This window comes from Streptomyces sp. NPDC037100, assembly GCF_055606225.1.
On record NZ_JBVJSX010000037.1, the window covers coordinates 1 to 1,226 of the forward strand.

General features: G+C 70.0%; 1 protein-coding gene. It reads left to right on the plus strand.

Features of this window, described 5'->3' with window-relative positions:
- Positions 1-1,226 (plus strand): maltotransferase domain-containing protein (locus ACZ7EG_RS40065; protein ID WP_471089987.1); only part of this gene is annotated, 1,226 nt, incomplete at both ends.

Sequence of the window (1,226 nt, forward strand, 5' to 3'; positions counted from 1 at the left end):
CCGCCGTCGACGCCCTGCGGGACGAGGGCCGCCCCGCGGCGGCTCGTCTGGCGGCGGCGCTGACGCCGGAGGTGGACGCGGTGCTGGCCCGGCATCCGCTGCGTGACCTGGTCACCAGCAGCGAGCCGCTGCCCCTGCTGGTGGAGCGGGAGCGGGCCCTGTACGGCTCCTGGTACGAGTTCTTCCCCCGCTCGGAGGGCACTCCCGAGCAGCCCCACGGCACCTTCCGCACCGCCGCGCGCAGGCTGCCGGCGATCGCGGCGATGGGCTTCGACGTGGTCTATCTGCCACCGATCCACCCCATCGGCACCACCTTCCGCAAGGGCAGGAACAACACCCTCTCCCCCGGTCCCGACGACGTCGGCGTGCCCTGGGCGATCGGCTCACCCGAGGGCGGCCACGACGCCGTGCACCCGGATCTGGGCACGCTGGAGGACTTCATCTGGTTCGTCCGGCAGGCGCGGGAGCTGGGCATGGAGGTGGCGCTGGACTTCGCCCTGCAGTGCTCCCCGGACCACCCCTGGGTGCACAAGCACCCCGAGTGGTTCCACCACCGCCCCGACGGCACCATCGCCTATGCGGAGAACCCGCCGAAGAAGTACCAGGACATCTACCCCATCGCCTTCGACGCCGACATGGACGGCCTGGTCGCCGAGACGGTGCGGGTGCTGCGGCACTGGATGGACGCCGGGGTGCGGATCTTCCGGGTGGACAACCCGCACACCAAGCCGGTGGTCTTCTGGGAGCGGGTGATCGGCGAGGTCAACCGCACCGACCCCGATGTGATCTTCCTGGCCGAGGCGTTCACCCGGCCGGCGATGATGCACACCCTGGCCCAGATCGGCTTCCAGCAGTCCTACACGTATTTCACCTGGCGCAACTCCAAGCAGGAGCTGACCGAGTACCTGACCGAGCTGTCCGGTGAGGCCGCCTCCTACATGCGGCCGAACTTCTTCCCCAACACCCCCGACATCCTGCACGCCTACCTCCAGCACGGCGGCCGGCCCGCCTTCGAGGTCCGGGCCGTGCTCGCCGCGACGCTGTCCCCGTCCTGGGGCATCTACTCCGGCTACGAACTGTGCGAGAACACTCCGCTGAAGGAGGGCAGCGAGGAGTACCTGGACTCGGAGAAGTACCAGATCAGGCACCGCGACTGGGAGGCCGCCGAACGCGAGGGCCGCACCATCGTCCCGCTGCTGACCCGGCTCAACACCCTCCGGCGGGAG